General features: G+C 52.5%; 10 protein-coding genes. 3 read left to right on the forward strand and 7 right to left on the reverse strand.

The features are described 5' to 3' along the window. Positions 1 to 514: 514 nt before the first annotated feature. The 5 genes from AC27N8_RS35070 to AC27N8_RS35090 all read right to left on the reverse strand — a co-directional run bounded on the left by AC27N8_RS35070 (position 515) and on the right by AC27N8_RS35090 (position 3,957). On the reverse strand, positions 515 to 859 hold the full coding sequence (locus AC27N8_RS35070; protein ID WP_487074346.1) for a hypothetical protein: 345 nt from the start codon (positions 857 to 859) through the stop codon (positions 515 to 517). Positions 860 to 893: 34 nt separating this feature from the next. Next, complete coding sequence (locus AC27N8_RS35075) at positions 894 to 1,784, reverse strand: cyclase family protein (RefSeq protein WP_487074348.1); 891 nt, start codon at positions 1,782 to 1,784, stop codon at positions 894 to 896. 94 nt (positions 1,785 to 1,878) lie between these two features. Further along, a complete protein-coding gene (locus AC27N8_RS35080) occupies positions 1,879 to 2,709 on the reverse strand; it encodes an ABC transporter permease (RefSeq protein ID WP_487074350.1) in 831 nt (276 codons plus the stop codon). A 26-nt stretch (positions 2,710 to 2,735) separates the two neighbouring features. Beyond that, positions 2,736 to 3,725: an ABC transporter ATP-binding protein gene (locus AC27N8_RS35085; RefSeq protein WP_487074352.1), complete on the reverse strand. Its 990-nt coding sequence runs from the start codon at positions 3,723 to 3,725 to the stop codon at positions 2,736 to 2,738. A 109-nt stretch (positions 3,726 to 3,834) separates the two neighbouring features. After that, positions 3,835 to 3,957, reverse strand: coding sequence for a hypothetical protein (locus AC27N8_RS35090; RefSeq protein ID WP_487074354.1), 123 nt, complete (start codon positions 3,955 to 3,957; stop codon positions 3,835 to 3,837). Between the two features lie 66 nt (positions 3,958 to 4,023). On the opposite strand from AC27N8_RS35090, the gene AC27N8_RS35095 reads away from it, so the two are divergent. After that, positions 4,024 to 5,511 (forward strand): WD40 repeat domain-containing protein, encoded by a 1,488-nt coding sequence (locus AC27N8_RS35095; protein ID WP_487074356.1) that lies wholly within the window; start codon positions 4,024 to 4,026, stop codon positions 5,509 to 5,511. Positions 5,512 to 5,541: 30 nt separating this feature from the next. Here the strand turns inward: AC27N8_RS35095 and AC27N8_RS35100 are convergent, their stop codons facing one another. Continuing rightward, positions 5,542 to 8,751, reverse strand: coding sequence for a winged helix-turn-helix domain-containing protein (locus AC27N8_RS35100; RefSeq protein WP_487074358.1), 3,210 nt, complete (start codon positions 8,749 to 8,751; stop codon positions 5,542 to 5,544). A gap of 226 nt (positions 8,752 to 8,977) precedes the next feature. On the opposite strand from AC27N8_RS35100, the gene AC27N8_RS35105 reads away from it, so the two are divergent. Both AC27N8_RS35105 and AC27N8_RS35110 read left to right on the forward strand, forming a co-directional pair. Further along, complete coding sequence (locus tag AC27N8_RS35105; protein ID WP_487074360.1) at positions 8,978 to 9,961, forward strand: nucleoside phosphorylase-I family protein; 984 nt, start codon at positions 8,978 to 8,980, stop codon at positions 9,959 to 9,961. Between the two features lie 203 nt (positions 9,962 to 10,164). Beyond that, positions 10,165 to 10,866, forward strand: a complete 702-nt coding sequence (locus tag AC27N8_RS35110) for a class I SAM-dependent methyltransferase (protein ID WP_487074362.1) — start codon at positions 10,165 to 10,167, stop codon at positions 10,864 to 10,866. Positions 10,867 to 10,949: 83 nt separating this feature from the next. On the opposite strand, the gene AC27N8_RS35115 is transcribed toward AC27N8_RS35110, so the two are convergent. Beyond that, the gene (locus AC27N8_RS35115) at positions 10,950 to 12,779 is read right to left on the reverse strand and encodes a S9 family peptidase (protein ID WP_487074364.1); all 1,830 of its coding nucleotides are present in this window, start codon (positions 12,777 to 12,779) and stop codon (positions 10,950 to 10,952) included. Positions 12,780 to 12,782: the final 3 nt, after the last annotated feature.

Genomic DNA, 12,782 nt, shown 5'->3' on the forward strand with positions numbered 1-12,782 from the left:
TGGCCCCTACCTGGGTACAGGCCATAAATGGCCTCTTCTGACGAAGAGACGTACTCTCCACGAGAATTTTTAAAGGTAAAAAGGACATTTTATACCTATGTTCACTGATGCAGCAGAAGCCATTTATGGCTCATCGACAGATAGGGGCCACGTTTACGGCGCCCGCTGCCTCGCTTTAGCACGTCCTTTCACCGTATGCATGGAATACAGGCAATTCGGAAGAGCATTTCACATCCATTGAAACCCCCTCAAAACGCTGGAGATCGTCGCCTCGGCACACCTACGGCCTCGCTTCATGATCAGGCTTGCCGGAAGATTGATCCCCCACCCAGACAGGTCCTATTGTCCGAACAAAATTCGCCAACAGAGTCATTTATGCATGGGGTACTTCACGGATATATCAAGTAGCGGCAAGCCAGTACGCTGCTTGATCTTGATCTTGTTGTATGATCGTTTCTATTTCTTTCGCGCAGCAAATCCTTCGATTTTACCTTTCCACCTTTCGAAGGCACTACTAATTGTAAGGAGACCAGGCAGTTGCAATCATCCAAAATATGAGCGCTATAACTAAGAAAATCGTACTGAATAGCAGGCTAACCCTGGACAGATTTTGCCTGTCACTGTCCATTACTTTTTTTATGACAAATACTGTTAAACTAAGCAAAAAGGATATCACTGGCAGAGTGAAAAATAATGGGAAGAGTATATTCCATGCTAAGCTGGGGATAGTAATCCCAAACCCACCGCATGAAATAAATACAAAAACACCAAGTGCAATGAAGAGAAGAGTGAGGGCGACTATGCTCAAAATCGCTAAAGTGGTATCGTTACGAAGAATACCATAATTGTTCTTGCTCATTTTTCCCCTTTAAGCTATAAAATTCTTTTTCATCCTATTCCCTCATTTTCGCGAGTGCTCTCACAGGAAATGTGCCAACCCCTTTAAATTTGGGTGGTAAGGCACTAAAGGTAAAATCCTCATCTGGGAGCTGTTCGAGGCCACGGAGATGTTCGACAATCAGAATTTCTTCCTGAAGGAGGAGTGAGTGAACTGGTCTGGTCTTCCCTCGAGTATCGTCAATATTGACCGAGTCAATGCCGACGAGCTTGACGCCACAAGCAATCAGGTATCGAGCTGCCTCCTCAGTCAGGTGGGGATGATGTTCGAAGTATTTTTCGGTTGCCCAGTACTGGTCCCAACCGCTATGCACGAGGACCGCTCGCCCTCTCAGCTCTTTGCCCTGGAAGAAGCTGGCATCAATTGCCAATGTCTCACTGTCACTGGCGCGAATCACAATGCCGTCTAGATCAGCGAGCCGCTCGACACCTACTTCAGAGAGGTCTTTCCCATCGGCATAGCGATGAAATGGACAATCTATATAGGTGCCTGTATTAGAAACCATCTCGATTTTACCAATCTGAAATGTAGTTCCCTCGGCATAGGTCTTTTTCGATTCCTCCCGACTGAGATAATCACAGATAAGTGGTGCTGGTAAGCCCTTGTACGTCACCAGTCCATCTTCTATCGTGTGACTCAGATCTATCAGTTGTTGTTTGCCGGATAGTTCATTGATGGGTCTGCGCTTGTGCTTCTCCTCGAGTATTTGTTTGTTCAGGATACGAACTGATCCAACCATGAGCAAGTGCATATCCTGAACAATATAATCAGCCAACTCCCGGTCGGAGATTGTCTCTCCGACTATATCTAGACGAAAATCATGTCCCTGGATGCCACCACCGTTGGTGAAATCTATTTCAAAGTCAAATTGTACTCGTTTATCCATCGTATTTTTCTCTTCCTGGCTATTGAGACCTTCCAGCTCTCAGATGATCTTATACAGCGTACCAGCAAAACGAGTACCACGTCAATCAAGTACTTTAGCGGTTGTGTTCTGCGCGGACGAAGAGGTAGGTTCCGGCGATGAGGAAGATACCAAAGATGATGGCTACGATGATCAGGTTGATGAGCGGGTTGAGGAGGACGACCTGCGCGTAGGCGGGCGTGCCCATGTAGAAGATACCGCGAGCCAGATCGACGGCATAGCGCATGGGAGTGATTTTCGAGAGGATGTCCAGGTACCAGGGGAGGTTGCGTACGGGGAGAAAGACTCCCGAGAGGAAGAATTGTGGGAGGAGCAGGAATGGCATGATGGTGTTGGCTGTCCGCTGGCTGCTGAAGATTGAGGTGAGTAGGACTCCCATAGAGCCTGCGAGCAGGCAGATGATGATTGAGACGGGGATGATCAGGAGCAGGCTGATGAGCGAGACTGGGATGCCAAAGATGAGTATGCCGATGATGATCAGCATGATCCCTTGCACCAGGGAGACGAGGGTTTCTCCCAGGATCTTGCCGAAGATGATGGCGTAGCGTGAGATGGGGGCGATGAAGAGCTCCTGACTGAAATCGCTGGTACGATCATCGATCAGGGACATCAGACCGCTCAAGGTGCTCTGAAACAGCGTCATGGCGAGCAGGCCGGTGATGCTGAAGGTCATCAGGTTGTAGGTGACGGCCGCGCCGAAGTTGCTCTGTAATGGTCCGGCGAGTCCTGCGACGAGGATGATCGGTAGGACGAGCGTGAAGACGAGGCGCAGCGGTTCGCGTAGGAAGCGGGTGACGTCGCGTCCGGCGATGGTGAGGATGGCGTTCCAGGTGATGCTGAAACGGCTCCGGGCTTCCAGGTCGAGATAGCTCTGGTTGATGTTCATGTGTTTGACTCCGTTCGTGCTTGAATTTATTCGTCTTGTTTGATGATTTGTAGGTAGGCATCTTCTAGCGATGGGGTGTGGGTCCGGACGACGTTCAATGGCGTCTCGATGCTTTTCAACAGGTGATGGATGTTCTGGTCCTCAATGGGAAGCGAGAAGAGCCCTTCCTCCGTGAAGGCAATGCCTCGCTGTTGCAACTCCGCACGGAGCTGTTCATGATCCTGTGCGTCGATGAAGAGGAGCGGTCGCGTGAGCTGGGTTTTGATCTGCTCGGGAGTGCCCGAACTGACAATGTGTCCACCGTTGATGATCAGGACGTTGTCCGCGCCTTCGGCCTCTTCAAGGTAATGCGTCGTCAGAAAGATAGTCGTGCCGTTCTCGTTGCGTACCTGGCGCAGATAGCTCCACAGTCCGCGCCGACTTTCCGCGTCCAGTCCCGTTGTAGGCTCGTCGAGGAAGAGGACCGCCGGGTGATGCAGCAGGCTGCGTACGATTTCTAACTTGCGCTTCATCCCTCCCGATAAGGTCTTGACCGGCTTGAAGAGGCTCTCCTCAATGCCCATCAACTCGGCCAGCGAGCGCACCTGTGTCTTGTAGGCCGCCGGCATCAGGCTGAAGGTCGGTCGGTAGGGATAGATGCCGTAAAGGGTGGCGTGCAGGCGGATGTTCTCTTCGGCGGTCAGATTGAGGTCCAGGCTCGGTTTCTGGAATACAATGCCGATCCGTCTCCGCACCGCCGAGGCTTGCGTGGCGAGGTCGTAGCCTGCGATGGTGATGTGTCCAGATGTAAGGCTGAGCGTGGTGGTGAGCATCGAGATCGTCGTCGTCTTGCCGGAGCCGTTTGGTCCCAGGAGCGCAAAGAGTGTCCCTGGCGCAACCTCGAATGAGATGTTGTCGACGGCATTGATCTCCGCTTTCTTATAGCGCTTGACCAGCTGCTCGACCTTGATAATTGGTGTCGCTTTCTCCACCTGCTTGTCTGCGGTGGTGGCGCGTGTCAGAATTTCTTGAGGCATCTTTGAGAAACCTTTCTTTTTGTGTTTGATATATGTCTATATATATGTATATAGGGATTGGTTATAGTGTAGCGTTCCATCGATGAGTCTACATCATCCTTCATGACGATTAAAGGGATGATTTGGCAGGCGGCGCATACGCATCAACCGAAGCACCCTTCGATGCTTCGCTCCTGGAGGCCTGTGAGCCGTTCGCTCCGGAGATCCGCAATGGGACATTTGCTCTATGCATGTGCTCCTTTTTTCTGCTACACTTTTCTAAAGGTAAAATTGAGAGAATTGAGAGAAGGATCTCACTATGTTTTTTCTTTTTGTTGGTATCATGTTGATTGCTAGCAATGTTGGCCTGTATTTTTTGCTAATGCGTTTCTTTCTTAATAAGAACTCTGGCTCCAAATTCCTGAGTGGCTTAGCATGGGCCTTAATCTGGTTTTGGATCTTGCCTAGCATACCTCCCCTGAATGTCTTAAGTATCGCAGGCTCGCTTCTCATGGTCTATGGAATCACTTCTTTGCTCAGGCTCTCCCTTCCTCTCACGCTTCTGAGCCTGGGAGGAACAGCAGGGCTTCTCATTCTTGTGGGTAGTATTCGTGCTAATTACGTAAGGATCGTTTTCGCGCTGCGTGAGATCGCGGTTGGCGTTAGTACCACCTTGATCCGATTGAAGCAGCATACTCCAGGCAGAGCCCGTACTTTTGCTCTCTTCAGCGAGTCTTTGTATTTTCCAGCGAGGGTGGCATGGGTGCAATCTCTGACCTATCATATCCCCGGAAGGCTGGTAGTCGCATCGAGTGGTACCATCCGAGTCTGGAAACCATGGGCAACAGGAGTGGCATTGATCGGGCCATACTCTCATCCCCGCTCATATGAAAACTATAGTTCTATACATGCTCCAATCACAGATATGGCTGTCTCCCCAAATCATCGCTATGTCGCGGTTTCTACCAGCAAAGGAGAGATTGTCTTCCTTGACTTGAGTCAGGCTTGCACGCCTATTTCTGCTCAGAAGATCATTAACTTAAGCCAGAACGAGTCTGTTTTGTGGTGGAGGTATCGTTATGTGGACAAAGGGCCTGAGCCACGACCTGATGACCTTTCTCAATTATCGAGTGTGAACACTATCGCCTGGGCATCTTCCCTCCCGTATCGAGTCGCCTTTGGAGGCGATGATCACACCGTTAAGGTCTGGTCTCTGGGTGAGGCACTCTATGAATGCGCCTTCGAACCATGGAAGTCCATCTCTGCTGCTGCGCAGCGACCAGAGCAACGTCAGGTGGCAGTCTATCATGAACACAGTAAGAGGGTAATGGCCATCGACTGGTCTCCCGATGGAGCACTGATCGCTTCTGCAAGCCTGGATACTACCGTCCATATTTGGAATGCCACTACTGGAGAAACGCTGCGCATCTACAGCGAGCACTCAGATTCGGTCAATGGCCTGGCCTGGTCTCCCGATGGAGCCTCGCTTGCTTCTGCTAGCTCCGACGGTAGCGTACGGATTTGGAATGTTCTTACCGGCGATACGCAGCACATCTATACCAGACATACTGGTGCTGTTCTGGCTGTCGCCTGGTCTCCTGATGGCAAATGGATTGCTTCGGCAGGTCAGGACAAGGTTGTACAGGTGTGGGAAGCTACAAGTGGACAGATACGTCTGTCCTATTGGAAGCACAGAAAGCCAGTGTTGACAGTGTCCTGGGCACCGGAGGGCCACTACATCGCTTCAGGTGGAGAAGATGGGACAGCACGAGTCTGGAGCGTGGCAGAATATCTGCGTAGCTCTTAACGCGATAATTTTGCAGGCGGTGGAGATGCCTTAGAGGAGGTTCAGTGTGCGTGCTATGTGACTGGCGGCGTGACGATTGTTGACCTGGAGCTTGCGGTAGATGCTCTGTACTTGCGTGCGAATGGTGTTGATGGAGACGATTAGCTCTCTGGCGATTTCGGCGTTGGAGTTGCCCGCGACCAGCAGGCGCAGTACGCGCTGCTCTTGTCGGGAAAGTGGCTCGTCCAGTGGAGATGCGATGGGCGTGATGATGACTTCTGGCCTGGCCTGCGTCTGCGTCAGGGCGTGCAAGAGCTTTTTGGCGTAGTTTTGGAGGTAGAGCGGTTGGTTGTGCATCTGGGGAATGAGATCTTGCAGGAGATGAGTCAGCGCTTCACCTTCATCCAGAATTGTGCGTTGATGGCCTTCGCTATATCCCAGGATCAGTCCTTCTCGCAGCATTTGACGCGCCTCGGTGAACTGTCCACGGGCAGCGTGAGCTTGCACGATGAGTAGGATGATCTGGAGTGCGGCGAGGCCCCGCCCGGCACTTTTGGTTGCAGGGAGCATCCTCTGGAGCGTGTAGAGCGCTGTGCCCGTTTCCCCTTGCGCAATGGATAAGCGTGCCATGATCAGGATTCTTTGCTCCTGAATGATCACCGGTATCTCGCTGCTGCGGTTGATGGTCATCATCGTCTCTGGCGACGCTGCTTCTGACATGCTTGCATCTCCTGGCGCTGTCAGTTGTCGTATCTCCGGGGGATACTCTGTGGCGTGCTGCTGGAGGAAGTCCGCAAAGCGCTCCTGGGCTGCTGTGTAGTCTCGCAGCGAGATCTGGTGACGGATGAGCCAGTTGATTATTTCTTGATAGAGGTAGACGAATGGCCCTTCGACGTGCGGCATGGTCAGAAGGGCTTCCATGCGCTGTATGGCCAGGGATTTCTCTCCATGGGCGTGTTGGATGCGTGCTAATGTGAGCTCAATGGGGAGCCGGATCACGTCATAGGGAAAATTCTCGAACTGGTCTTTGACCGGTTCGATCTCCTGGATGTAGTTCTCGGCATCTGCCAGATTATTCCATTCGTATGCGATCTGCGCTAAGAGCAAGCGTTTGAGCATGATCACATATGGGGGTTGATGCGCTTTGTCTTCGGCATGGAGTTCTTGTAGATGCTGCTGCGCTTGATGCAATTTCCCTTGCTCAAAACAAATCAGCGCCAGAATAAATGTTATGCCGTCCATGACCTGAATATTATCATACTCACTCCACAGTCGCTTGATCTCCTGAAGGATCTGTCGGGCTTCGTTCAGTTCTCCTGTCAGTATCGCTTCAATCCCTAAGGTACTAAAGCTCATGCCACGCCAGGTCGCTTCAGTAGCTGGGAGCCAGTCAAGTGCCTGTCTGGCCCAGTACAACGCTTGTTCGCGCTTTCCCTGTTGATAGCCGAAAAAGGCTCGAAAGGCGAAAACTTTCCCGCGTCCGACTGTGTTCTGCTGGCTTTGCCATTGCTCGTCTGCTCTGTCGAGTAACGCTTCAACCTGCGTGAAGTTGGGAGGTCCAGGATCTTGATGTGCCCGACTGAAAACTGTCGTGAGGGCGTAGGCCAGGCAGAGATCAGGGCTCCGCTTGATGAGTTCTGCTGGCAATTGTGTGAGCCAGCGATGTACGATGTGGTGTTCTTTGATCTCTTGCAGCCTCATGTTCTGCACATAGCGCTCTAGCAGGTCGGCCGCACGCAGATGTGCTCCGGCGTTGAACGCGGCTTCCAGCGCTTCCGATAGGAGTCCCTGCTCCTCAAACCATGCGATGGCGAGTTGAGAGAGCCGGGCGACCTCTGGCGCTCCGAGGCGTTGGATGGCTTCGTGCTGCATGGCTTCGGCGAAGAGCGCCTGATAGTGATACCATTCGCCCGTGGTATCAAGCGCTTCAAGGAAAAGATTGGCTCGTTCGATGGTTTCCAATAGCTCCAGGCTATCCTGGCGGCCTGTGATGACGTGGCAGAGTGCGGCGTTGAAGCGTTTGAGCATACTGGTACGCAGTAAGAAATCCTGGAGCGTCTCCGGAAGCGCTCGCAACACCTCGGTCACAAAATAGTCTCTGATCGGTCGATGCTTGCCATGAAAGGTCTCTAAGACCTGTTCGACCTCCACGAACGTTGTTTTTCCTTGCAAGGAGAGCGCGAGCAAGCGCAATCCAGCCGCCCATCCTTCTACCTGGATGGCGATCCGCTCCAGTAATTCCTCCGGGAGATCGTAGGTGATTGTCTGCCCAAAAAATGCACTCGTCTCTTGCTGCGTGAAGCGGAGATCGGTTGCCTGCAATTCATTGATCTCTCCACTGGCTCGCAGGCGTGCGAGGGTGCTGATCGGCGGTTCGCTGCGGGTGATGATGATAATGTGGAGCGTCTCAGGCAGGTGAGAGAGGACAAAGCTGAGTGTGTCGTGGATGCTGCCCTCGGTGATGCTGTGATAGTTGTCCAGGATGAGTACGCCTGTCAGGTTCTGCTTGTCTGCCTTGTTGAGAAAGGTGGTCAATGCCGCTTCCAGCGTGGAGGGCGTGAAGGAAGTGCTTGCAGCTGTGAAGAGCATGGGAAGAATCGTCTCGTCGAAGGCGGGATACCAGAGATTGCTGGCCGTTAGCACGCTATGCCAGAAGTGGATGGGGTCGTTGTCATTGCTATCGAGGGAGATCCAGGATAGGCCGGTCTCTGGCGGCTGCTCGCTGCGCCAGTGATTGACGAGCGTCGATTTTCCACATCCTGCCGGCGCTGTGAGCAGTGTTAGCTTGTGCGAACGATAGGCATCGAGGCGCTTGAGCAGGCGCGGACGTTTAATCAGGCCAAGCGGCAAACGCGGTGGATGCAGTTTCGTTGCCAGCAGAGGTTTCTCTGACGATAAGGAAGGCTCCTGTTGTTCGCCCGTCGCTACAGCGCTGGATTGGTCGATGAAGCGTTCTGCGATCTCCTCCAGTAGCGTAATGGTGAGCGCCTCCGTCCGGCCCACGTAGTGCTTGATCGTGCGACGCTGGATCGATCGATAGGCGTACCAGTACGCTCCACTCTCCCCAATATTCTCCTTGCGTAGTGTGCAATGCGCACCCGAGCGACTTTGAAAGGCAAACGAGGTGATGGCATCCAGCCATGACGATAGCACGGCAGTACTGGATAAAGGTTTCTTTTGCATTGGGATGTCATCGCTTGTGATCTCGTAGGCCTGCTCCTGTTGTGACCATTGAAGACGATTGTGCGTGTGCCTGGGCATTAAAGCTCCTTGTGGTCAAACCTGAATAGCAGCAACAATTACCTAATTACCTAAACGATCTTCTGTCAGAAGTATAGCACAATCCAGAGTTTTAGGTAATAAAAGGATGAAAATATTTGTAAGAGATTTCTCTTTATTAGTATAATGGTGATAAGACACACTTTTGTCGCAAATATGTGTATACGTTGTTAATCATCTTATTGTGGAAATGGAAGGCCGTATATCTATGAAGTTATTATGGCGAAGCTGGCTGCTGATGTGTCTCCTATCTGGCCTGCTGGCGACTTTCACGCCATTATCTGTACAGGCTCATGCTCGACGGATAACGTCTCCTTTCAAGGTCAAAGTTTTTGTGATCACGATGTTTGCTCTGGAGGCTCAAAAATGGCTGGATCAGGAATACTTTACGCATACATTTACGGTGGCTGGTGCCGATAATCCTGTCCAGTGTACCGATCAGGGGCTGTGTCTGACCATTACCGGCGTCGATAAGACAAATGCTGCGGCCAGCATGACAGCTATTTTAGGCAATCCACAATTTTCTTTTCAAAAAGCGTATTTTCTGACGGCCGGGACGGCCAGTACATCGCCAGACCGGGGCACGCTCGGTCTGGCAGCCTGGTCACGCTGGATCGTCGATTGGGATCAAGGTTTTCATCTGCATGACTCGGACGTTCCTACCAATCCCTATGGCTACATTCCTCCCGCGACCACCTATCCTGATAGCACCTCGGTGTTTCATCTGAATGAAAAACTGGTCGATCTGGCTTATCGCATCACCGCTCATCTCCCGCTATTGGATAGCGATGCCGCTCAAGCTCAAAGAAAAATGTATCCCGTGCAGAGCGGGCAGTATCCACACGTCGAGCGCTGCGATACGCTCACTGGAGACAACCTCTGGGTCGGAAAATCATTCTCCGATACCGCACAATATATCACGTCCCAGCTTACCAATAATCTGGGACAGAATTGTACCTATGAGCAGGAGGATTCCGCCGTCGCTACCGCTCTCAAGCGCTTCGGCTATCTGGATATGTATCTGGACCTGCGGGGCGTCAGCGCTTTTGATCAACCTCATCCTGGACAATCGGCTATCGATTTCATTAATGCTCACTTTCGCGCTAACGATATTGCCATCGCCAATCTGTATCTGGTAGGAGCGGTTGTCGCACATTATCTGCTCGCACATCCGACTCCCAATCACCGATAACTTTTGCGCGTTGAAAGCATCCTTACAAAAACATATCTCCATTAGCGAATACGCATGCATGCTTGTTTTTAGTGAACCAGGCGTAAAATGCTAATGGGGATGTACTCACACGAAAAGATTGAAATGTATGCTAGAATAAAATAAGCTAGCTGTTGGTCTCCTTGTAGGAGATATTTGCACATACTTGCGGAAAGGATAAAGCTGTGGGGGATAGTGAGCCAATTCGTGAAGTAAGTACCCAGGAGGGATATGCTCTCTGGGCGGCATCGTATGATCAGGAGGAGAATGCTTTGATTGCTCTTGAAGAGGCGCGGATTGATCAGGTGCTGGACTCGATTTCTTTCACCGATGTGCTGGATATGGGGGCCGGGACCGGTCGATATGCTTTAATGTTGGCACGGCAGGGAGCACGGGTGACTGCTCTCGATCAATCTCCAGAGATGCTGGCGGTCGCTCGTCGGGCGGCTCTGGATGAGGGATTATCGCTCAAATTTCAGCTTGCTTCTCTGGATGAACGGCTGCCGTTTGCCGAGCATCAATTTGATCTTTTAATTTGCGCACTTGTGCTATGTCATGTTCCTGATCTCTTGGGGGCTGTGCGCGAGTTCGCTCGCGTGGTACGTCCCGGAGGCTATCTGCTCATCACGGATTTTCATCCGGATTGCGTGGCCTTTGGATGGCGTACTCACTTTGTGCGAGATGCGGTAACGTTTGGCTTGCCCAATATGCCTCATACGCGTGCCGATTATCTGGACGCTCTGACCGGCAATGGGTTGACGATTATCGATGTAATTGATCTGCCTGTGCGCGATTTGCCCGCTGGATATCCTCGTCCCCTGGTGATGCAGAATCATGAAGATATGGAGCTAAGCTTGATTATTCTGGCGCAGAAAGAGGTGCGTTGAAGCTAATGTATTCGGAAGAGTGCTCCATTGTCATTGGAAACGTCTTCCGAATGAGTCGGATTCAATGGCCCGAGGGTACGACGTTACTCAGTGAGGTACTTTGCGAACCAATGGACGATCTCTGTGGTGGCGCGAATGCGGTTATGCGTTTTGAGGAAGCCGTGCCCCTCGTCGGGGAAGAGGACGTATTTGACTGGTACGTTGTGCTGCTTGAGATAGTCGACGACCTGTTCGGCTTCGATTACGGGGACGTTGGTGTCGTTGGCTCCGTGCAGGACGAGCGTCGGAGCGTGCACGCGATCGAGCTTGTTGATGGGTGAGAGGTCATGCAGGAGTGCAGCTTGCGTGTCAGGGTCGCCGTATTTGATCTTTGAGATAGCGGCCATCCAGGGCTCGGTCTGCGCAAAGAAGGTGGTGAAGTTGACGACTCCATAGAGATTAGCTCCGGCGGCGAAATCCTCTGGATATGTTGTCAGCGCGGCCATTGTCATATAGCCTCCGTAGGAGCCGCCCGTGATGCCGATATGTCCGGGCGAGGCGATGCCTGCCTGGATGAGGTGTTGATGGCAGGTTTTGATGTCTTTGATGGCGTTGAAGCGCAGGGCTCCGTTGTCGAGGTTGACGAAGGTTTTTCCGAAGCCCGATGATCCGCGTACGTTGGGGGCGACAACTGCGATGCCGTTGGCGAGGAGCGCTTGATAGTTTGCATTGAAGGCTGGTCGCGCCTGTCCCTCAGGACCGCCATGGAAGTCGATGACGGTCGGATAGGGCGCTGTCTGCTGGTCGGGACGATAGAGCCAGGCGCTGATCTGTAATCCATCGTGGGCCGGGAAGCTGATCAGTTCGGGGCGGATGAGCTCACTGAGCTTGATGCCTGCGTGCGGACTATGCGTCACCTGCCAGAAATGATCTGTGGCGTATTCAAATGTCCAGATATCCGTCGGTTGGGTCGAGCCGGTGATGACCATCGCTAACAGGCGACCATCGTGCGACCACGTGAGATTTGTCACGAGTTCGGCTGGCAGTTTTGGTCCGGGACGCTGTTCGTTGGTGATCAGGTTGAAGAAGGTCAATTCGTTGCGTCCGGAGACGTTCCAGTTCAGGACGGCATGTGTCCCCTGTTCGTTGAGCTCAAAACTTTGTAGCTCGGCATCCGCACGCGCCGCCAGAACCTCGATGGGGCCGGGGCGATCATCAGTATCCAGTTCGATACGTGCGAAGGTTGCTAATTCACTCTGTTGATCCGATGAGAGATAGATCGTGCGGCCGTTCGGTGCGAAGTGTCCCACCTCAAAACTGCCTGGACCCTCGTGCGGCGTGAGGAGCTGCTCCTTCCCGCTGCTCAGTTCGATCAGATAGAGGTTGTCGTTGCCACGATACTCCATACGGTTCGTTATGCTGTAGATGTTGTCGCGGCTGATAGCGGTGAGTTGTCCAATGCCGTCGTTTTGGCTTATCAGGCGCAACGTGCCGCTCTCCCGGTCAAAGAGATAGCCGTCAATCGCTTCAGGCGTGCGACGATTCGATGCGATAAGCAGTTGCTGCCCATCGTAGGTCCAGCCTCCCAGGGCATTGTTCTCTTTCCCACCGTCTGTCAGTAGCCGGAGATCGGTCCCATCGGGGTGGATCAGATAGATCTGCTGATTCATCCCGCCACCAGGAGCCAGCGAAAATGCCAGCCATTCTCCATCAGGCGACCAGCTGACCGCTCCGATCTGGTCATCGAGCGTTGTTACCAGCTCGGGCCAGCCTCCAGCCGTGGACACAATCCAGATCTGCGGCAGGCCGCTCAGGTCGGAGATAAAGGCGATCCGTGTGGCGTCTGGCGAGAAACTGGGCGAGGTGCAGCGTCCGATTCTGGCCATGCTTTTCAGGCTCTGCTCGAGTGTGTCCTGGGGAGTTGTTGTAGACATCTA

The organism is Dictyobacter sp. Z7_2, from assembly GCF_057551105.1.

Bases quoted from the DNA above. Each gene is read 5' to 3' on its own strand.
- AC27N8_RS35115 (WP_487074364.1), bottom strand. From the start codon at position 12,779: ATGTCTACAACAACTCCCCAGGACACACTCGAGCAGAGCCTGAAAAGC.
- AC27N8_RS35085 (WP_487074352.1), bottom strand. From the start codon at position 3,725: ATGCCTCAAGAAATTCTGACACGCGCCACCACCGCAGACAAGCAGGTG.
- AC27N8_RS35090 (WP_487074354.1), bottom strand. From the start codon at position 3,957: ATGCATAGAGCAAATGTCCCATTGCGGATCTCCGGAGCGAACGGCTCA.
- AC27N8_RS35080 (WP_487074350.1), bottom strand. From the start codon at position 2,709: ATGAACATCAACCAGAGCTATCTCGACCTGGAAGCCCGGAGCCGTTTC.
- AC27N8_RS35070 (WP_487074346.1), bottom strand. From the start codon at position 859: ATGAGCAAGAACAATTATGGTATTCTTCGTAACGATACCACTTTAGCG.
- AC27N8_RS35100 (WP_487074358.1), bottom strand. From the start codon at position 8,751: ATGCCCAGGCACACGCACAATCGTCTTCAATGGTCACAACAGGAGCAG.
- AC27N8_RS35075 (WP_487074348.1), bottom strand. From the start codon at position 1,784: ATGGATAAACGAGTACAATTTGACTTTGAAATAGATTTCACCAACGGT.
- AC27N8_RS35105 (WP_487074360.1), top strand. From the start codon at position 8,978: ATGAAGTTATTATGGCGAAGCTGGCTGCTGATGTGTCTCCTATCTGGC.
- AC27N8_RS35095 (WP_487074356.1), top strand. From the start codon at position 4,024: ATGTTTTTTCTTTTTGTTGGTATCATGTTGATTGCTAGCAATGTTGGC.